The sequence below is a fragment of the Pasteuria penetrans genome, assembly GCF_900538055.1.
GTDB classification, from domain to species: Bacteria; Bacillota; Bacilli; order Thermoactinomycetales; family Thermoactinomycetaceae; genus Pasteuria; species Pasteuria penetrans.
In genome coordinates, this window is the sequence record NZ_UZAC03000001.1 from 724,182 (window position 1) to 742,613 (window position 18,432).

Consider the following 18,432-nt stretch of genomic DNA (forward strand, 5'->3'; position numbering starts at 1 on the left):
CATACATACACACACATATCGCAGACTCAAAAAAACATCGCTGTCACTATTCGTAAACGATTAGGAGTCCAATGAGATGGAACTCAATGAAAGCCACTGTCCTATGTGTTTATAATAGAGCTCTTTATTGCCGTACTCTTCCAATGTACTCAATGCATTACGAAGGGATTTTTCGTTGGTTAGTTCTGAAATGGAGACCCCTTTTCTCTTTGGGGATCCCTTCTTCTTCGTCGGTTGTGAGGTCTACATTACGTGCTTCCTTTTCTGCTAATTTGTTGATCGGTTCCAAAGGACTGGGATGGGCCCATTCCCGCTCCTTCTGAAAGAGAACTTTTTAGTATCTTCAAAATATTTCTTGTTATTTTTACTCCATACTTCCAACTTCCCTTTCACACCTTCCACATCTGGAAAATCGTATGGGAAATTCCCAGGGTTTTCCTCCTTGGGGTACACTATGCTAGAATGTCTGGGTGGGAGAAGTGGGATGAGGGCGTCTTAGGAGGTGCAGGGAGGATGTTGGGGATGCTGATGGCACGCGTGGACATACAAAATAATAAAATAATAATAATGACAAGGAGCCGGGTGGATTGATTCCTCGATATGTGCGAAACACTATGGGTAACCTATGGGGCCAGGAGTATCGTTTACAGACCTGGCTTCATGTGGAGATATTGGTTTGTGAGGCCTGGGCGGAGACTGGGGTTGTTTCCCGGAATGTTGTTCAGGAACTCCGAACCCAGGCTAGGATTGATTCAGACCGCATGGAAGAATGGGAAAAGAAGACGCACCATGATGTTACGGCTTTTCTACACGCTGTGTCGGAAACAGTGTCGCCTGAGGCGGCCCGATGGTTGCATTATGGTTTGACTTCCACCGATCTTGTCGACACCGCGCAGGGTTATTTGCTCAAGAAGGCGAATCAACAGCTCCTTAAGGGTATAAGTCAATTGATGGAAACCTTGCTCGCGCTGGCACAACGTTACCGTGCGACACCAACCATAGGTAGGACCCATGGTATGTATGCAGAGCCGGTTACCCTTGGATGGAAGTTTGCGCGCTGGTACATAGAAATGCAGCGCAATCGGGAGCGCTTTGTACAGGCATCTGCTGACGTGGAGGTGGGTAAGCTTTCAGGGGCTGTGGGCACTTATGCTACCGTTGAGCCTACCGTGGAGGCGTACGTATGTCAAAAATTGGGTCTTACACCTGCCGTTTGGTCTACTCAGATTGTGTCGCGCGACCGACATGCCCATTACGTGAATATCTTGGCTCTCATTGCTACATCCTTAGAAAACTTCGCTACGGAGATTCGTCATTTGCAACGTTCCGAGGTGGGGGAGGTCTCAGAATCATTTGCCCCCACCCAAACGGGTTCTTCGGCTATGCCGCATAAACGCAATCCCATCGGTTGCGAAAATCTATGTGGTTTGGCCCGGTTGCTACGGGGTTACTGTTTACCATCGTATGAGAATATGATTTCATGGCATGAGCGTGATATTTCACACTCCTCCGTGGAACGCGTCCTTCTTCCTGATGCTACCCAATTACTGGATACCATGTTGTATCGTTTGAACGATATCCTGCGAAATTTGGTATTGGACACCCCTAAAATGAGGGAGCTTTTGGCTAACGCAGGGGGCGAACCCTTTTCCCATCGTGTTCTATTAGCCCTGATCCGTAAGGGATGGACGCGTGTGGAGGCCTATGATCTTGTGAGGTCCCTTGCCCACAGGGCTCAGCGGGGTGAAATGGATTTCTCTACATTGGTCCAAAACGATCCGCTGATTCGACGTTCACTCACCCAATCTGAATTAGAGACCTGTTTCGATATCCAGAACCATTTACAATCCATTGACAGTCTCTTTAGGCGATCCAATCTGTGAAGGGGGCCTTTTTTCAGCCGGTCTGGCTTGCCTTGGTCTCTCCAGCAAAAGGTATAACATGGGTGGGTATACTGAACCACCAGCTACCCTGGCTGCGCCGGATTGGTTGATAGCCGGCTCCTTTCAAACGTCTTGCTACCCGATAGCTGGCTGTGTAAACCGTTGCATGATTGGTAGACTCATCAAACTGGATGACTGTTTCGCGCTCCATATCGCTCAATGCCATTATAAGCACACTCCTCACGCCCCAAGGGCCGTTATGGTATATACCGAACATATGTTCGATTCTTTCGTCCCATTCTATCACAAAGAGTCGTTGGGTTTCGATACCCATGATGACGGTAAATGTGTATATTTATGTTAATTATTTGCAGAAAAAAATATTGCATTATATTAATCAGGGGAATAAATTTGATACATACTAGTGTATAGTACTCAAAGGGGCCACAAAGGGGATGGGTTGTTTTGCCTCCAGCTTATTCATGTTGAAAACAAATGGTTCATAGTACCTATTGTATAGAGTATATTTTAATATAAAACATTATACGAGAAATTGTGAATCTGTTCAAGCACCATAACCTATATGTATTTCATTCTCGTAAGAATATGTAAATTTTTTCAGAGTATTTAAATAGAGATATTCTTTACAATCACATGGAAAAAGACAACAAGGTTGGGTCATCGCGTTGTTTTCATTCCCCCTATATTTTATTGAAAAAGGAGATTTTTTATGGGACCATTCCCTTTATCATCAACAACGGGTTCATCGAAACCAAAGAAAATTCTTAGCGGTTCAGAGATTCTCAAACGCGATTTTGTACGCACCCTATTCTGGGTGGTACTCTCCTGGCTCATTACAGGATGCCTAGTCATTGTGGAACATCGCATTGTGTCCCTCTTCACAGCCTCCTAGGAGGGGATCATTGTTTTTGGATGTTTAGGAGGGGGGGTCTATACCTGTTGCCATCGTTCCTTCGGAAGTAACGGATCCGGGGGATGATCATGCCCCCTCGGATGGGGGGGTGATGGCAAAGTGAGTTTTCTTATCCGTATCCCCGGTTGTTGTGGATGGGGGGGTTCCTTCCATTTCACTCTTGCCCTCTCGTAATGATCCCGTTTTTTCATTATCGTTTGCGGTATGTGATAGGGCATCAGGTTGTTGTTGTAGGGCTACCAATGTTGCTCTACGTAGTTCCCGTTCCGTTTCTGCTACATGGTCCGGTGTAGTTAGTCCGGTTATAGTCACTTGGATGTAATCGGGGGCCACGGCGGTGATTCCTAGTACAGTGGGTTTTTCGGTAAACCGGGCACCGGACCTTGCATATACACCGTCGCATGCTTCTTGGATGGAAGCCAGGGAGGAATTAATGTTGGTCCGAGGGTTCAAATAAACTACTACCACGGCACGCATTTGTACGCGGCTGGAGTTTGCGATGTGCTTAACGATACTATTGGGTATGTAATGGAGACGTTGGTTGAACTCGCGAATGGTAATGCCCCGTAGGCCCACTTCCTCGACTGTGCCTTGTATTTTTTCATTGATTTCCACATGGTCGCCCACTGCCATCTGGTTTTCAAAAATGATGAAAAATCCTGTGATGATGTCCCTGACGAGATTTTGTGCTCCGAATGCTATTGCAATACCAATGAGGCCAGAGCCAACGAGGAGAGGTGAGGTGTCAATGCCAAGGTTGGCTAGGGACAAAAAGATAGCAAAGGACCAGACAAAATAGCGGAGAACGGAATGGGCCAATTTTTGCATGGTCAAGGAGGTGCTAGTATTATGGCGAGGGTTCAATTGAAACAATTTATTGATAATACGTCTAACTACTTGTAAAACAACGATCGTAACTAGTATGATTAAGATGCACCTTCCCAGGGGACCAAGAAGGTAGTGAGTCGGTTCGTTCCATACATCAGCAGCATATTTCTTTATTATTTCGTATATATTTTCGATTTTGTACTTTTCAATTGAGTTTGTAGGTTGGTTTGTGGGTGATGATGGTGGGAAGGGATTATTCATAATTGTCACCTCATTCAATCTTTTTTCATGGATGATGGTTCTATTACTGGGAGTATACAAGGGTTAGTGATTCCAGCAATTACTCGTTCTTGACCCATTATTTTGCAACCTGTAAGCGTGCGAGGGGAAAAGAGCTGCATCTATTCCCCGGTTTGGAATGAGTTGGCTACTAGAATGTTGTAGTACGGGGTTTTGAGAGGGTAGGGGCCTATAGGATCGGGGAGGAATTGGGTTGAGATCATTTCCCCCGTGGATTGATGGGGGGTCCCCTGTTTATGAATCCTAATGCTCTAAGGGGGTTTTGGGGTGGGGATTGTGGGTTGTGATGGCGGTGGGAAAAATTCCTGTGGTGCTGGTTATTGCAGTATTGAAAGCCGAGGGGGTGTCCTTGTTGGGTAAGGGAAAGCCCTGGGCGAACCATGGGATTTGGTGATCTTGTAAGGCGTTGATGGCCACCTCCCGAAGGCGGCACTCCAGTCTCCAAACGCGTTCGGGGGTGGTTAGGGCCGCTATGGTGACCTGAATGCCGTTGGTATCGGCTTTAGTAACGCCTAGGACCTCGGGTTTTTCGAGTAACCAAGCACCGAAGCAATCGTACATGTCGTTGGTTGCTTGGGTGAGGGCCTCACGGACTGCATTGAGGTCTGCGTAGGGGGGGACGTTGACAGAGGCCATAGCCATCATTTGTTTTCGGCTGGCGTTGGTAACCTGTTGGATCGTTCCGTTGGCGAGATAATGGAGGCGCTGGTTGAATTCCCTTATTTTTGTGATTCGCAATCCTATTTCTTCCACTGTACCCTGAATACCATCATTGGGTCCATTGATCGTTACATTGTCTCCTACGGCCAATTGGTGTTCAAAGAGGAGGAAAAAACCCGTAAAGAAGTCCTTGATTAGATTCTGTGTACCGAAGGCTGTAACCAGTCCTAAAAAACTCATACCAGCGAGGATGGGTGTTGTGTTGAATCCGAGGTTGTTGAGTACAAGTACAGCCGAGAAAAAATAGGTCAGGTATCGGGCAATAGAGTGAGCCAACTTTTTTAGGGTATCCATCCGTGCGCTGTTGGGTGGGGCAAAGAATTGGAAAATCCTCTCGATAGCCCTATTGATCAAGTATGCTGCCAGATAGGTCCCGAGGATGATGATGATCATGGCTATGATGGGATATAGCACATGATGGACAGGATCCACTGTCAAACGCGTGAAATAGGTTTGTATACGGTCTAGCCAATCCACCGTCGTTGGGTCACCTCCGAGGGGGGGAGGGTTGTGGTGGTGTGTGTGGAGGGGGTAGTGGGTTGGGTTTTCTTATAGGGAAAGGTTGTTTGTGGAGCCATCCCATGAAAGATTTTGGTTGTTTGCTATCCGCATTTTGATCGTGGATGAGAACAATAGCAACTAGCGAGGGGCGATGTAATCTAAGATAGCGGATGTCGTACCACCGAACCTCACGGCCCCCGGGTATGGATCTCACCACGGGATAGGCGTAGTTTGTGAAATATAACAGCGTTTTCACGGCGGGGAAGGTTTGGGAATAGCGGATTTCGGGATGATCTTCAGGATTTATAATGGGTAAGCTATCTTCCCATCGCGGTTTATTTATGTGTGGGGGTTGATAACGTAGCGTGCCACAGTGGACGTATGTTGGGGTTTCTAATACGAAACGCCAACGGTAGGGACGGGGAGTGGCCATAACAGTAATCCTACGTGCATGGGGGTATAGGTGGTAGAGGTGTCGATAAAGTTTTTGTTGTAACCATCGTCTGCCGAGTAGATAAAGGGCAAGGAGGGTATAGAGGGTTGCTGACCACCAACCAATAGATTTCGGGAATAGAAACCACATGCCCCAAATCAGGGCATGTCCTCCAAAAAGGATGGGGTCAAACAAAGGTATGAAGTTGAGCGAAAACCAGCGCTGCGAGAAGGGGCGCAGGCACTGTGTTCCATATGTGTTGCAAATGTCTAGTAGGATATGGATGAGGACAGCCAATGCAGCGGCAAGAAAGACCCTCCAAGCGACGGCAAAGGGGGATAGTAAGGTTAAGAGACTGCCAATAAGTAGGGGCCAGAGAATGGTCATGGGTAGAGAATGGCTCCAACCACGGTGGTTACGGAAATAGGCGATGTTTCCGCGTAAGCGGTACACAATGTCGATATCAGGGATTTGTGAGCCGATTACCACGGCGGACAAAACAGCATAGTACGTAGGCGGATGACTGGTAACCACGGGGTCTAATTGTGCTAGACCAAATAATCCTACGCTTATCATTCCATGTGAGGCAGTATCCACATTCCTCTCCTCATTAGATTTAGGATGTTTTTCCTAAGTGGGAATAGCTTGGGTTGGGAATAGGGAGTGCAAAAGTATGTTTTTTCTTGTATAGTGTATTTCTGTACATAAACCCAACATAATGAGTCAGGGGGGTTTTATGCTAGAAACTATCCATATGACGATGGTTTCATGTGGTTTGTTTTCGTTTATTTCTGAGTTCGTCTCTGGGTCCACTTTTGGATAGTATCCCCTATGCGTGGGGTGATAGGTTTATGAAAGCGGAAGTAACTGGGGGGGGCATAAGGGATTCCTTACTTACCTGGTATTTAAGCCAGGGTCGTGATCTTCCCTGGCGTCGTTCTAGGGATCCCTATGCTATTTTGGTTTCTGAGGTGATGTTGCAACAAACACGTGTGGCTACGGTGTTGCCTTACTATCGTAATTTTATGCATCTCTTTCCGACGTTGGCTGTTCTGGCGTCGGCCCCAGAGGACCGTGTTCTTAAGGCATGGGAGGGACTAGGATATTATGCCCGTGTGCGTCGCTTGCATGCGGTAGCACATTGGGCGGTGGAGAATCATAATGGTTTGTTACCTACTTCCGCTCACCAATTGCGATCCTTGCCCGGCATAGGTTCGTATACGGCGGGGGCTGTGGCTAGTATCGCCTATGGGGAGGTGGTGCCTGCTGTGGATGGTAATGTGTTGCGTGTAGTGGCCCGGTTGCTGGGTTCTGAAGAACCTATCAATAGGGTCCGTACCCAGAGGCAATTCACGGAACAGGTAGCTGCATGGCTACCTGCCGAAAATCCGGGCGTATTCAATCAGGCGCTAATGGAATTGGGGTCGTTGGTTTGTTTGCCCAAACGGCCACGTTGTGATACATGTCCTCTGTCTGGTTTCTGCAAAGGACAGGCCGGGGCGAGGGCGGGGCAGTTGCCTGTTCGTGACGAGAGGAGGCCCCCTCTGGAGCAGGATGTTGTCATTCTTTACCTACAAACCCCAGAATCGGTTTGGGTAGAAAAGAGACCCCCCCGGGGTTTGTTGGCCGGGATGTGGGGTTTTCCAACGATTTTTCTCCCCTCGGGGGTTGACCGGATCGATAGGATATCGCAGTTCATTGGACATTCCCCTTTTTCTCTTACATTCCTTGAACCATGGGAATACTGCCTTAGCCAGTATCGTTGGCGTGTAACCGTTGTGCGTGTAGTGGTGCCGGAGGGGGAGGGTTCCCTTGACTGTGGTGCCGGCGTATGGATGGGTAAGGATGAATTGGATACCTTATCTCTTCCAAGAGTATATCAGAAAGTTTTGCAAAGTGTGGCTGCCCAAGAGATCGATATTATGTAATAATGGAATGGGATTCCATTTTTGGGGAATCTGGGGGTGTATGGGGCCGCTTCCTGTCCCTGGTGTTTTTCTGAATCTGTGGTGGGTAGGTTTGGAGTGAATGGGTACCTGGTTCTGTGAGCGATAGGTCATCGGTAGATTATACGTTTCGCATGCTGTATATTCCTTGGGATATTTCGAATATTTACCATTCATTAACAAACAAGAAATAACAGACATAATGGGCAAGGGGTGGTTTGGTTTGTGAACAAAGCCCCAAAGGATCGTTTGGAATCATTACCTTGTGTAGAGAGTTATGGATGAAGTGGGTGGGTGGTGGATTTGGTGAGCCCCTTGATTCTCCCTGGACAAGCGGGTTTTTCAATTCCTTACGGGAAAAATTTGTCCCCGGGGATGTTCTTGGGGGAAATGAGTAGCCATCATTGGTTTGGGAAGTATTGTAAGAGGGGGCAAGGGCCAAGCGGGAAGCGTGGTTTGATTATCTTTGCTCCTACATAAAGGGTTGTTGTTTATGCTCGGGGGGAAGGTTGGTAGGGAAAGGGTTCTTTTGGAAATCGGTAAAGATCTGAGCCAGATGGGGTGCGTCTCCAAAATTCTGAAGGTTGGCGGTTTTATCCCAAGGACCTTTTGGCGATACCAGTAAAGTCACGGTGGTGTTACTTCGATGTAGGGATTTGGAAAAGTAGGGGGTTGGTATGTGTTGGTCTCTTCCGTGTGATTCTGGAAGGTGATGTAGGGATCGGTGGACGTGGGCACTGTGGTAGATGCTGTCGGTCTAACTCTCTGGATGGACAGGTATCGGGTGCCTCTGACAATGGATTTGGGTAGTCATAATCTTTATAAACAATGATTTTAGGAAACATTAGGGGGAGTACTTCCATGGATTTGCTTACCAAAACACGTTGTATATCAAGGATACTACAAAAAAATGTGGGACATCATCTTGTCGATTTAGATGAGGTTGCTCAGGCGCTTTGTGATGTGATTTCAGCCAATGTCTATGTGGTGGGTCCAGAGGGTGGTTTGCTGGGTGTAGCCATCAATCATGATTTTACAAATGAACGTATGCAGGAGTATTTAAAAAACAGGCAATTTCCTGATGATTATGCTAATTTATTGATGGAAATAGACGAAACACATGCAAATTTACCAATAACCAGTCCCTATACCGTGTACCCCTCCGAAATGAGGGAGATCTTTCACGATGGATACACAACACTTGTACCTGTGATTGGTGGTGGGGACCATCTAGGGACCTTGGTTTTGGCTCGTTTGGGCCAAGCCTTCGAGGAAGGGGACCTTATTTTGGCCGAATACGGTTCTACAGTAGTGGGTATGGAGATTCTCCGTGAGCGGGCGGGGGAAGTTGAGGAGGAAGCAAGGAGTCGGGCAGTTGTACAGCTAGCGATTAGTTCGCTCTCGTTTAGTGAGCTGGAGGCGGCGGAACACATTTTCAATGAATTGGACAATCGGCAGCGTAGGGATGTGGGGCGTGGGGGTTGTAAGGAAGGTTTGTTGGTGGCTAGTAAGGTGGCCGATAGGGTAGGGATTACTCGTTCCGTGATTGTAAACGCTTTACGAAAGCTAGAGAGTGCAGGTGTTGTGGAATCCCGTTCCCTGGGGATGAAGGGAACCTATATCAAGATCCTCAATCCGAAATTGATATCTGCTCTCGAGAAAGCCCGTGGTTAGCTGTAGATGGGGTGATGGATGGGCGGATGGGATGGTGTTTCTATCCTAAAGACAGGACGCTGGACTGGTCCCCCTGGGGTTGAACAGGGGGGGGACCATTGGGAAAGTTTCTATGGAAGCGGGCAAGCGGATTCAGTATGCTGATCATTAGGACAGGGTTTCGGTAGAGAGGTCCCTCATCGGGGGCCCGGGGTCCCAATGAGAAGGGTGTACCATTGAACCCGCTTGCTTTGCTGTATATAATGGTTCTGAGGATTCGTTTGGAGAAGTTTCACGTTAGACGAAAGGTCTGTAGGATCCTCGAAGCGTAAGGAGGAGACTTTATGGGTGGGACAGTATCACATCAGCCTCCAGTGTCAACAGCTGCTTCACGGCGGGTTTCCCTTTGGAATGATTACATTTCGCTAACCAAGCCAGGTATCGTCCGCAGTAACGTGCTCGTTGCCATAATGGGTTATTTTATTGCGGCGGGTTTGGATGGGTTTTCTGTTTGGCGTGTTCCCTTGGCATTGGGGGTAGGGACCGCCCTGTTCGTAGCCGGGGGCTGCGTATTCAATAACGTGTATGATCGTGATGCCGATCGACAGATGGACCGAACCAAGATGCGGGTCATGGTTGTAGGTCGAATTGAACCGGCTCTTGCTTTGGGGTATGGTGCTTTATTGTCCATTCTGGGTTTTGTTGTGCTGTTTTGGAGTGTCAATTTTGGAGTAGCTTGTTTGGGCCTTATGGGTTGTTTGATTTATGTGTGTGTGTATACGGTGCTTTTGAAACGGCGTAGTGTGTCCAATACCTGGGTGGGTGGGGTATCGGGTGCCATTCCTCCCGTAATGGGTGTTTTTGCAGCACCAGGGTCCCATTGGGAGATTGCTCTATCGCTTTTTTTGTTGCTATTCTTATGGCAGCCCCCTCACTTCTTTTCCCTGGCTTTATGTTATTTAGAAGATTATCAAAAGTCTTGCTTTAGGATGTTGCCTACCGTACGTGGTATAAAACCCACGGTGGTGCAGCTTCGTTTGTGGACGGGTGCTCTCGTTGTAGCCTCTCTCACTCCCGTTTTTTTTGCAGGTGCTGGTCTTATTTATTTGTTAGGTGCCTTTTTCTTGGGGGGTGGCTACCTAGGTTTGGCCCTGCAGCCCATGGTGGATAGGGTGTTGTGGGCGAGGAGACTCTTTTTTGCTTCGCTGGTGTATTTGTTGGGTGTGCTTGTGGTGTGGTTGGTGGACCGTTTGGTGGATGGGAATTTTTTGTGAGAAGTTTAGTTGTGTTCCCAGTGCCTCAAGTAGTGTTCAGAAGTCTGGTGTGGTTTGTGCCTGAGGTGTGTTATGGGGAAGTGGGGTGAGGGTAATCGTGGCATGGCTCCATCGTTACAAGCATTGGCTGATATGGGCAATGGTGTTGTTGTTGTCCGTGGGCATGGCGGGGTGCGGGGACGAGAGGATCAGTGTTCTTCAGCCCGCAGGTGGTGTAGGGGAGCAGCAGCTCCGTCTGATGTTCCTATCGTTCTTTGTGATGTTAGGGGTTTTTGCTGTTGTAATGGCTCTTTATATTTATGTCCTTATTCGCTTTCGATCTAGGGACGATGGGTACATATCGCCGTCCAAGCTTCCTCATCATGGCAGTACGAAGATGGAGTTGGTATGGACGATCATTCCTGTGTTGATTTTGGTCGTGCTCGCTGTGCCGTCGGTTCGGTATACCTTTGAGTCTGCCCGTAAACCTGTATCGGGTAAGTTACCGTTGCGCGTGGATGTTAAGGGTTATCGGTATTGGTGGAGTATTGAATATCCTGATTTTGGTATTAAGACGGCGGGGGAGATACATATTCCGAAAGATACCCCGGTTGTTGTGCAATTGGAGTCTGGGGATGTAATCCATGGTTTTTGGATTCCCAGTTTGGCAGGGAAGATGGACACGGTTCCTGGTAAGAAGAACTACATGTCCTTTAATGCCAAGGAAGCGGGCGTCTTCGAGGGTCGTTGCGCGGAGCTCTGCGGTGGTGGCCATTCTCTCATGAATTTCAGGGTTTACGTGCACGAGGAGGAGGATTTTCAACGTTGGGTTCGTTTTCAAAAAGCGATCGCTAGTGGGGCATCGTCAGATGTTCAAAATGGTTCCCTTTCCCCGGTAGCCAAACGAGGGAAGGAGTTGTTCAATCAGGGTTGTGTAACTTGTCACGCTTACAATAAGGCTCCTGATCTGAAGGCATTCTGTTCCCGTAGTCAAATTGCTGGGACTGTGGACAATAATGAGGATAACTTTGCCATGTTTTTGAAAAAGCCTAGCGACGTTAAGCCCAATATACTGATGCCTCCTATGGGTCATCTATCTGAGGATGAACGGAGGGCCATTTGGCAGTATCTCCAATCTTTCTGTAAAACAGGGTAGGAAGGTTGCTATGATAGAATCCAGCGGGTGGGTGGTGGTTTTCGTGTAGCGTGCCTTGCTGGTGTTCTGCGGACCCATCCCCTTGGACCAAGGCGACCTGTTCAGATCGTTCTTTCTGAACCGAGTACGAATGTTGCAGATAGGGGTGTGTGATTTTGAAATCCGTGGGAGGAGGATGCAGACACGACAAGGGAGGATTCCTTGCGCCGGCCTGTTTCCTCCGACCCGAAGGATTGGCCACCCCCGAAATGCCGATGAAGGAGGGTGGAACCTTGCCAACAACAGTGATTGTGGCGGTTATGGCGATGTTTCTTATAGCCATTATGAGTGGTGGGTATAATCGCGGTTTTTTGGTTCGTATTGGTAATTCTAGGGTATGGCAGTGGGTAACGACAGTGGATCATAAGAAGATTGGGATCCTTTATTTCCTCTCGGGTTTCTTTTTCCTCCTGGTAGGGGGGTTGGAGGCCATGTTGATGCGTCTCCAATTGAGTTTCCCAGGCCTGAATATTTTTGTCGGGGATACATTCAATCAGCTATTGACTATGCATGGTACAACCATGATTTTTCTGGCTGCTATGCCGCTTCTGTTGGGATTTATGAACTATATGGTTCCTTTGCAAATTGGTGCCCGTGATGTGGCCTTTCCATTTGTCAATGCGCTGGGTTTTTGGCTTTTTTTGTCCGGTGGAATTCTGCTCAATCTGGGTTGGTTTTTCGGCGGGTCCCTGGCCCATGGTATTCCTTTGCCCAGCGCGGGTTGGACCTCCTATGTTCCCTTGGCGCTCAATGAGTATAGTCCTGGGCCGGGTGTGGATTACTACCTCATTGGTTTGCAAATATCGGGAATTGGCACTCTGGTAGGGGGATTGAATATCATTGCAACGGTGATTTCACTTCGTGCACCAGGGATGACTTTTCTCCGGATGCCCCTCTTCACCTGGACCAGCTTTATTGCATCCGTGTTGATACTGTTTGCCTTTCCTGCCCTTACGGTTGGTCTCCTATTGCTGACGTTTGATCGTCTTTTTGGGGCGAATTTCTTTGATCATGCGATGGGGGGAAGTTCCGTCCTCTGGCAACACTTATTTTGGATCTTTGGACATCCCGAGGTTTATATTGTCATCTTGCCGGCTTTTGGATTGATGTCGGATATCTTCTCCAATTTTTCGAAAAAGCGTTTGTTTGGTTACACTTCTATGGTGTTTGCCAGTCTGGTGATCGGATTTCTCGGGTTTATGGTTTGGGTGCATCATATGTTCACCGTGGGCCTGGGTCCCTTTACCAATACGGTATTTTCCATTGCAACGATGGCGATTGCTGTACCAACGGGGATTAAAGTTTTCAACTGGTTGTTTACTATGTGGGGGGGGCAGATCCGTCGTACAACATCTATGTTGTTTGCGATAAGCTTTATACCCACGTTTGTCATTGGTGGGATGACGGGTGTTATGCTTTCTTTACCCGGTGTGGATTTCCAAGTTCACGATACGTATTTCGTTATTGCTCACTTCCATTATACGTTGGTAGGCGGCACGGTCTTAGGGATTTTTGCGGGTGCTTATTATTGGTGGCCCAAAATGTTCAACAGGATATTAGATGAGAGACTTGGCAATTGGCATTTCTGGCTTTTTACGATTGGTTTGCATGTCACGTTTTTCCCTCAACATTTCCTCGGTTTGTTCGGTATGCAGCGACGCGTTTTCACGTATTACGATGTTGGCGATCAAGGATTGGCTACCATGAATCTGGTCAGTTCCATAGCTTCGCTGGGGATGGCGGTGGGTACCCTCCTGTTTGCTTGGAATATCTATCGTTCCTGGAGGAAGGGGCCAAGGGCCGTTGCTGACCCTTGGGATGGTCGTACGTTGGAGTGGTCTGTAGCTGCCCCCGTGCCCGAGTATAATTTTTTACAGTTGCCACGGGTGCGTGATGTCGATCCTTTGTGGAAGGAAAAACAGATGGGGAATACCGCTATGCTGCCAGCGGAGCCCTTGGGACCCATTCATATGCCTTCCCCGAACTATCTTCCCTTTTTAATGTCTGTTTTCTTCTTCGTGGCGGGGTTGGGTTTCATTTCGTCTAATAGCTATGGTGATGATATTGGTTGGGCCGGTCTCTCCTTGGGTATTTTTGGTTTGCTCGGGGTTGTTGTTTGCTTGTTTTTACGCTCCTTTCAGAAGGATCCGGGTTATCATATGGATCCGGGATCGGTTGGGAAAGGGGAACAGGGATGATGAGTTTGTCACATGATAACCAACATACGGGCTATTGGGAGTCTAGTACGCCGGAGGCACGCAGCAAGGTGTTGGGATTTTGGTTATTCCTGGCTGCTGAGACGGTTCTGTTTGCCTGCTTGTTTGCTTCCTATCTTTCCCTACGGGGGGAGGCGATGGGGGGGCCTGGTTCCGAGGAACTGTTTGAATTGAGGTTGGTAATGGCTGCGACGGCGCTTTTATTGGTGAGTAGTTTGACAAGTGTTTTTTCCGTGATTTTCATGCGGGCGACTCGTTTGATAGGTACGATGAGTTGGTTGCTCGTTACATGGGGTCTGGGGTTTGCGTTTCTCATGTTGGAGGCGTTTGAATTTTGGCATTATGCGAAACTGGGTCATACTGTAATGGGGAGCGCCTTTGGTTCCTCTTTCTATACGTTGGTAGGTACTCATGGTGCGCATGTTGCTTATGGTCTTTGTTGGATCGCAGCAATTTTGTTTCAGTTGCAGAGGCGAGGAATCAACGCGGAAACGGGTACGAAAGTGTTTGTTGCCACGTTGTACTGGCATTTTATTGATGTGATTTGGGTTTTTATTTTCAGTATCGTTTATTTGCTCGGTAAAGTGGGTATGTAGGGTCCTTTGTTCCCAGATTTTTATAGTGTAAAATATGGTTTCCATGTCGAAATGGACAGGGAGTGGGATGTTGGGATGGGGCAGAGGCAGTCGCGGTTGTATGAGAGTATGATCAAGGTACTTGCCAGTTTCTTTTTGATGGTTGCGTTGACTGCTTTGGCATTTTATGTAGTCGCCTCACCGTTTCTGGCAAGTAGGTCGTTGTTGCTTTGTACCATATTGATCGTTTTGGCCACGGTACAGGTTTTTTTGCAGTTCTATACCTTCATGCATTTGAATGAGCGAGGGACGACGTTTTATAAAATATTCTTGTATGCAGGGATTGTCATAGCGCTGATTTCCGCCGTTGGAACGGTTGCTCCAGGCTAAGAAGTGTGTGGCCTGGCGCTTCTTCCCTGGGGGTTTAGTTGTGGCGATGGGATGACAGGGAATGGTTGAATGTAGTGGGTTCTAATTCAAAACCCGAATATGCAAAAAAATTACCCCCATGGGATTCTGGTATCCTATGGGGGTGCGCACTGAAGTTGTGCATGTGGATGTGGATGCGGATTCAGGAGATAGGTGTTGCTGTGAAAAGGGATAGTCCGATTCTTTGCTTTTTCCCTGGAAATCGATATCATTTAGGGATACTTATCCTTTTATCAATACCTCCTCGGTGGAAGATATACCAGCACGATATTTCATAGCAAATAATTCACTCAGGTTGTTATGTATAAAAATGCAATAATGGCATATTGATAGTTAGGAATGAATGAAAAGGACACCACAGGGAGGCTAGATGACAGGATGGTCTCTCGGTATGGCAATGCAGTACTCAATAACTATGCTATGTAAATAGAATGGATAGAAAAAAGAACAAGTTCCGTTCTTTCTCCGCAGGGTTGTTCGTTATCTACGACGGGTTTAGATCACCTTTCTGATAGGGATGCTTGGTGGGAATTGTTGAACGGTTCTTTTCAACAGTTGTCAATATAAGGTAAGTTTTGGGTGGTAGTACCTATGAACGTAAATGAGGGGGGTGATCCGCCCCCCTCTTATTCATTGTTTTGGTTTAGTAATTTCCTTTATCCTTGTCGATTTATTCTTGTAAGTCTTTAAGCTTCGATGGATTTTTACGGATGTCTTCTACATCCTTCATTATCTGTGAACGCACCTCCTCTGGGGTTGGATCCTTCCGATAGGTTATACCTTCATCATCCATATGTCCGTATTTATCAGTAATTTTACTAAATTCTTTACTAAGTTCATCTACGTACTTCTTCAAATCCCCTTCAGATATCTGGTTTTGATTCTGTATCGCTTTTCTAAGTAGTTCTTTATATCTAATATCCACTTTCTTCCATGTCAACATTATTTCTTTTTCTTTTTCTGTTAATGTTGTAGTCCCTTGATCCTTTTTGCCATGCTTTTTTCCATATTCTTTCTTTGCTTCCAATATTTCATCCTTTTCTTTCTCTGTTAGTGTTATATTTTTCTGATCCTCTATCGAATTGGCCATGACACCGTTTCCACCCATTAGGACCAATAGACTGGTGGAGGCGAATAGAATGCCCATTTTTACTGTTCTTACCATGATCATCGACACTCCCTCTCTTGTTTTTTTAGGATAGTCATCCCGCTATCCTCTGACGGAAGGTTAACGTTCCCGCTTACTAAGTGTAGCTTTTTCATACATATATGTATATATAATGGGTATTTAAATTTCCTTACGTTATCTTTACACCGATTCAACTCCTCTGTTTTTGGTTTACCACGGTTCGACATTTCAACATCTGTCCTGGGGGAACAGTATCCATCCCCATTCCTTTGTATGTCAACTCCCTATTGATAATTCATAATTTGTCCCTCTGGCCCTGTGACGATTCCCTCTTCTTCGTATTCTGATTCATCGACCGGTGTCATGATCCTCTTCTCGCTGTAGATAGGTCATAACACCAGTGGGGTAATCTATTTGGGAATACCCGGAGGGGCGTTTAGGGGGATTGTTTTGCCTTTTTTTTCCTATCCAGTGTCTTCTCTACTCTCAGGCGTAGTGCATTGCCTCGTGTGGCTTCAATAAGTCATTGGATAGTTCACCCGAAGCCGGTTGTGTATTATATCCCTTGGTAGCATAGTTCGGGTGGGTATAATGATAGCGGGTTCTCTGGGAGGGGTCGACACGAAAATGGCACGGGAAAAAATTTTTGTTGGGGTCCAGGCCAAGGGCAGTTGAACAGGTTGGAGGTGGATAACATGTTGGTCAGGCAAGGTATCCAGATAATACGACATTTCTGTTAGGGGTAGATAAAGGAAGACAGAGAGAGATCGTATGGGTCGGCTCATTTTCCTCCTCGAAAGAGTCACCGTCAGGTAGGATGGATAGATGATTCATCTTTCGGGTTCCTGTAGAGGGGAGTTGATGATTTTGAAGGGGCTTCTGGGTATACTGGGTAGTAAAAAATTTGAAAATATTATAAATCAGTCGATTGGGGGAATAGAAAAAAATCTATGAACGATGAAGCCAAAGAAGAAAATAGTGGGGGGTTTCTACACAGCGATGACATGCCCGAGATTGTTCGTATCCTAGTAGTGATGAGACCCTTGTAATAGGAGCGGAGCGAAGGGGTCGAATATGTTCAGCCTGGACCAGCCAACATAAAATCTGGAATGAAGATATGATCGCAAGTGGATGGACCAGCTTGGTCGGACGAAAACGCACAATTCGGGATCAGAGGATGATCGTAAGCTGGACCAGGTAACATTTGGATGAAAACCCGGATAGATACAACATACAGCAGAGAGGGGTATGGAAAAACATAACACCAGACTGGTTCTGAATGGGTAAGATCTATATGGTACAATGGGAGCCGCATAATGTGAAAGTATTGCGTGGGTTCCTGTGGGGGGTTAGGGTAGCAGGTGTATGTGCTATCTTCATCTGGTATTCTTTCCCCCACTGTTGATTTTGTGTGATGATTCGGATGACAGGGGTTTTCCAATGGAAGGTAGGGGGGGTTGTAGCGGGGGCCGTTTTTGCGTGTGCAATATTTCCTACGTTCTGTAGTAATGATTACCTAATCAGAGTAATCGATCCTCATACAGATAAAATAACAATATAAATTTAGAGTGTCCATGGTTATGAAGGGGGAACAGTATGTGAATATGGACGGAGTGGGGGATTTCATTCCTATCCGTTGAGGGGATAGGTTTAAAAGTATAAGGATACCTCAAGGGGGTTGTACGTGTGGAAGTTGCTGAGGCTATGCGGCAAAGAAAAAGTGTGAAGAAGTTTGACCCATCGGTTCAGGTTTCGGAAGAGGAATGGCGCTCATGGATTTCGCTGGCGTCTACGGCTCCTTCCTCTTGGAATTTACAGCATGCGAGATATCGCGTGATTACCGATGCGGAACAAAAACTACGGTTGTTACCTATTGCCTATGGCCAGAGACAAGTGGTGGATGCCGCAGTGGTTTTTTTAGTTTTTGGGGATACGGAGGCCCCGAGTGATTTGCCGGCTATTTTGGGACCCGACCTACGGGCGGGACGGATCACGCAAGAAACATATGATCGTCTCAGGGACCAGATTGAGAAGACCTATAAGAGTAGTTCAGAAGTTGCCGTACAGGAGGCGTTGATTAATGCTTCCCTGGCAGCCATGCAATTGATGTTGGTTGTAAAGGATAGGGGCTATGATAGTTGTTCCATGGGGGGCTTTAATCCCAAACGTTTGGTGGAGGAATTTTCTATTCCTGCTCGTTTTCGTCCTATTATGTTAATTGCTGTCGGTAAGCAGCTGGAATCACCAAGGGAAACGAGTCGTTTATCAGTAAATCAACTACTTGTCCCCTGAAAGGGGGACAAGTAGCAAGGTGGCCCCTTCCCTCATTGTGCATGAGACGGGGATGGATAGAAGTAGCGTTACGAGGACTCATGTTTTATCGGGACCCCCTCCAATTGTGGGAATGGAGGGGGTCTTTGGTCCATTTGCCTTGCAA

Annotated in this window: 19 protein-coding genes; 14 read left to right on the forward strand and 5 right to left on the reverse strand. The window is 47.1% G+C overall.

Annotated features, from left to right (window positions below; all coding sequences use genetic code 11):
* The first annotated feature begins 462 nt into the window (after nucleotides 1-462).
* Together PPRES148_RS12770 and purB are read left to right on the forward strand one after the other, a co-directional pair.
* Nucleotides 463-591, forward strand: a complete 129-nt coding sequence (locus tag PPRES148_RS12770) for a hypothetical protein (RefSeq protein ID WP_281289895.1) — start codon at nucleotides 463-465, stop codon at nucleotides 589-591.
* Nucleotides 588-1,883, forward strand: coding sequence for an adenylosuccinate lyase (purB, locus tag PPRES148_RS02880; RefSeq protein ID WP_149453146.1), 1,296 nt, complete (start codon nucleotides 588-590; stop codon nucleotides 1,881-1,883). The genes PPRES148_RS12770 and purB overlap by 4 nt, the downstream gene beginning before the upstream one ends.
* 13 nt (nucleotides 1,884-1,896) lie before the next feature.
* Here the strand turns inward: purB and PPRES148_RS02885 are convergent, their stop codons facing one another.
* Complete coding sequence (locus tag PPRES148_RS02885) at nucleotides 1,897-2,109, reverse strand: hypothetical protein (protein ID WP_149453147.1); 213 nt, start codon at nucleotides 2,107-2,109, stop codon at nucleotides 1,897-1,899.
* Nucleotides 2,110-2,613: 504 nt separating this feature from the next.
* Between PPRES148_RS02885 and PPRES148_RS02890 the strand changes: the two genes are divergently transcribed.
* Complete coding sequence (locus PPRES148_RS02890) at nucleotides 2,614-2,796, forward strand: hypothetical protein (protein ID WP_149453148.1); 183 nt, start codon at nucleotides 2,614-2,616, stop codon at nucleotides 2,794-2,796.
* An 87-nt stretch (nucleotides 2,797-2,883) separates the two neighbouring features.
* Here the strand turns inward: PPRES148_RS02890 and PPRES148_RS02895 are convergent, their stop codons facing one another.
* The 3 genes from PPRES148_RS02895 to PPRES148_RS02905 all read right to left on the reverse strand — a co-directional run bounded on the left by PPRES148_RS02895 (nucleotide 2,884) and on the right by PPRES148_RS02905 (nucleotide 6,196).
* Nucleotides 2,884-3,690, reverse strand: a complete 807-nt coding sequence (locus tag PPRES148_RS02895; protein WP_187820466.1) for a mechanosensitive ion channel family protein — start codon at nucleotides 3,688-3,690, stop codon at nucleotides 2,884-2,886.
* Nucleotides 3,691-4,188: 498 nt separating this feature from the next.
* Nucleotides 4,189-5,142, reverse strand: coding sequence for a mechanosensitive ion channel family protein (locus PPRES148_RS02900; protein ID WP_149453150.1), 954 nt, complete (start codon nucleotides 5,140-5,142; stop codon nucleotides 4,189-4,191).
* Between the two features lie 10 nt (nucleotides 5,143-5,152).
* Nucleotides 5,153-6,196 carry a metal-dependent hydrolase gene (locus tag PPRES148_RS02905; RefSeq protein ID WP_149453151.1) on the reverse strand — a complete coding sequence of 348 codons (1,044 nt, stop codon included), beginning with the start codon at nucleotides 6,194-6,196 and terminating at the stop codon, nucleotides 5,153-5,155.
* 254 nt (nucleotides 6,197-6,450) lie between these two features.
* On the opposite strand from PPRES148_RS02905, the gene mutY reads away from it, so the two are divergent.
* From mutY to PPRES148_RS02940, 9 genes are all read left to right on the forward strand, one after another.
* The gene (gene mutY, locus PPRES148_RS02910) at nucleotides 6,451-7,527 is read left to right on the forward strand and encodes an A/G-specific adenine glycosylase (protein ID WP_149453152.1); all 1,077 of its coding nucleotides are present in this window, start codon (nucleotides 6,451-6,453) and stop codon (nucleotides 7,525-7,527) included.
* A gap of 312 nt (nucleotides 7,528-7,839) precedes the next feature.
* On the forward strand, nucleotides 7,840-8,025 hold the full coding sequence (locus PPRES148_RS10710) for a hypothetical protein (protein ID WP_187820468.1): 186 nt from the start codon (nucleotides 7,840-7,842) through the stop codon (nucleotides 8,023-8,025).
* Nucleotides 8,026-8,217: 192 nt separating this feature from the next.
* Entirely contained in the window at nucleotides 8,218-8,355 is a 138-nt protein-coding gene (locus PPRES148_RS10715) for a hypothetical protein (RefSeq protein WP_187820469.1), read from the forward strand.
* A gap of 51 nt (nucleotides 8,356-8,406) precedes the next feature.
* Nucleotides 8,407-9,219, forward strand: coding sequence for a GTP-sensing pleiotropic transcriptional regulator CodY (gene codY / locus PPRES148_RS02915; RefSeq protein ID WP_149453153.1), 813 nt, complete (start codon nucleotides 8,407-8,409; stop codon nucleotides 9,217-9,219).
* A 323-nt stretch (nucleotides 9,220-9,542) separates the two neighbouring features.
* Nucleotides 9,543-10,472, forward strand: a complete 930-nt coding sequence (cyoE, locus tag PPRES148_RS02920) for a heme o synthase (protein WP_149453154.1) — start codon at nucleotides 9,543-9,545, stop codon at nucleotides 10,470-10,472.
* 85 nt (nucleotides 10,473-10,557) lie between these two features.
* Nucleotides 10,558-11,607, forward strand: a complete 1,050-nt coding sequence (gene coxB / locus PPRES148_RS02925) for a cytochrome c oxidase subunit II (protein WP_187820470.1) — start codon at nucleotides 10,558-10,560, stop codon at nucleotides 11,605-11,607.
* A 323-nt stretch (nucleotides 11,608-11,930) separates the two neighbouring features.
* Nucleotides 11,931-13,844: a cytochrome c oxidase subunit I gene (gene ctaD, locus PPRES148_RS02930; RefSeq protein ID WP_246142947.1), complete on the forward strand. Its 1,914-nt coding sequence runs from the start codon at nucleotides 11,931-11,933 to the stop codon at nucleotides 13,842-13,844.
* Nucleotides 13,841-14,458, forward strand: a complete 618-nt coding sequence (locus tag PPRES148_RS02935; RefSeq protein ID WP_149453156.1) for a cytochrome c oxidase subunit 3 — start codon at nucleotides 13,841-13,843, stop codon at nucleotides 14,456-14,458. Before ctaD ends, PPRES148_RS02935 begins: the two co-directional genes overlap by 4 nt.
* A 75-nt stretch (nucleotides 14,459-14,533) precedes the next feature.
* Nucleotides 14,534-14,827 (forward strand): cytochrome C oxidase subunit IV family protein, encoded by a 294-nt coding sequence (locus tag PPRES148_RS02940; RefSeq protein ID WP_187820471.1) that lies wholly within the window; start codon nucleotides 14,534-14,536, stop codon nucleotides 14,825-14,827.
* Nucleotides 14,828-15,536: 709 nt separating this feature from the next.
* Here the strand turns inward: PPRES148_RS02940 and PPRES148_RS02945 are convergent.
* Nucleotides 15,537-16,031, reverse strand: a complete 495-nt coding sequence (locus PPRES148_RS02945) for a hypothetical protein (RefSeq protein ID WP_149453158.1) — start codon at nucleotides 16,029-16,031, stop codon at nucleotides 15,537-15,539.
* A gap of 789 nt (nucleotides 16,032-16,820) precedes the next feature.
* Between PPRES148_RS02945 and PPRES148_RS12775 the strand changes: the two genes are divergently transcribed.
* Together PPRES148_RS12775 and PPRES148_RS02950 are read left to right on the forward strand one after the other, a co-directional pair.
* Nucleotides 16,821-16,949 (forward strand): hypothetical protein, encoded by a 129-nt coding sequence (locus PPRES148_RS12775; protein ID WP_281289896.1) that lies wholly within the window; start codon nucleotides 16,821-16,823, stop codon nucleotides 16,947-16,949.
* A gap of 732 nt (nucleotides 16,950-17,681) precedes the next feature.
* Nucleotides 17,682-18,287, forward strand: a complete 606-nt coding sequence (locus PPRES148_RS02950) for a nitroreductase family protein (protein ID WP_149453159.1) — start codon at nucleotides 17,682-17,684, stop codon at nucleotides 18,285-18,287.
* Nucleotides 18,288-18,432 lie beyond the last annotated feature (145 nt).

Coding starts and splice junctions, on each gene's coding strand:
- PPRES148_RS12770 (WP_281289895.1), top strand. CDS start 463: ATGTCTGGGTGGGAGAAGTGGGATGAGGGCGTCTTAGGAGGTGCAGGG.
- PPRES148_RS02885 (WP_149453147.1), bottom strand. CDS start 2,109: ATGGCATTGAGCGATATGGAGCGCGAAACAGTCATCCAGTTTGATGAG.
- PPRES148_RS02890 (WP_149453148.1), top strand. CDS start 2,614: ATGGGACCATTCCCTTTATCATCAACAACGGGTTCATCGAAACCAAAG.
- mutY (WP_149453152.1), top strand. CDS start 6,451: ATGAAAGCGGAAGTAACTGGGGGGGGCATAAGGGATTCCTTACTTACC.
- codY (WP_149453153.1), top strand. CDS start 8,407: ATGGATTTGCTTACCAAAACACGTTGTATATCAAGGATACTACAAAAA.
- cyoE (WP_149453154.1), top strand. CDS start 9,543: ATGGGTGGGACAGTATCACATCAGCCTCCAGTGTCAACAGCTGCTTCA.
- ctaD (WP_246142947.1), top strand. CDS start 11,931: ATGAGTGGTGGGTATAATCGCGGTTTTTTGGTTCGTATTGGTAATTCT.
- PPRES148_RS02935 (WP_149453156.1), top strand. CDS start 13,841: ATGATGAGTTTGTCACATGATAACCAACATACGGGCTATTGGGAGTCT.
- PPRES148_RS02940 (WP_187820471.1), top strand. CDS start 14,534: ATGGGGCAGAGGCAGTCGCGGTTGTATGAGAGTATGATCAAGGTACTT.
- PPRES148_RS02945 (WP_149453158.1), bottom strand. CDS start 16,031: ATGGTAAGAACAGTAAAAATGGGCATTCTATTCGCCTCCACCAGTCTA.
- PPRES148_RS12775 (WP_281289896.1), top strand. CDS start 16,821: ATGATTCATCTTTCGGGTTCCTGTAGAGGGGAGTTGATGATTTTGAAG.